This window comes from Idiomarina sp. UBA4206 (assembly GCF_002383015.1).
Lineage (GTDB): Bacteria > Pseudomonadota > Gammaproteobacteria > Enterobacterales > Alteromonadaceae > Idiomarina > Idiomarina abyssalis.
This window is the reverse complement of record NZ_DFTS01000046.1, coordinates 1-274: the sequence shown is the minus strand read 5'-3', so window position 1 is coordinate 274 and position 274 is coordinate 1. Positions and strand designations below refer to the sequence as shown.

Annotated in this window: 1 pseudogene; it reads left to right on the top strand. The window is 49.6% G+C overall.

Features of this window, described 5'->3' with window-relative positions:
• A pseudogene (locus B3180_RS10570) lies at nucleotides 1–207 on the top strand (3',5'-cyclic-nucleotide phosphodiesterase); the annotation flags it as partial.
• Nucleotides 208–274: the final 67 nt, after the last annotated feature.

Below are 274 nucleotides of genomic sequence, written 5' to 3'. Positions count from 1 at the left end.
ATGCTGGAATGCGCTTTCCCTGACGAGCTACTGCAGGTTGCAGAAAAAACCAAACACATGACCCCTGGCTTACTTGAAAGCGCCCTGAAAAGCTTAGAGCAACAACCCGTTGAGCTTTGGGTTACCCACCTGAAACCCAGCTACGAAATTGCCCTGCGCAAAACCTTACAAGCCAACCCACCGCATAAAAATACGGTGGTGTTGTAACCTGACATGCATGTCAGGTGGGATATCGTTCCTGACGTAAACATCAGGCTACACGTCGCGAATCAGA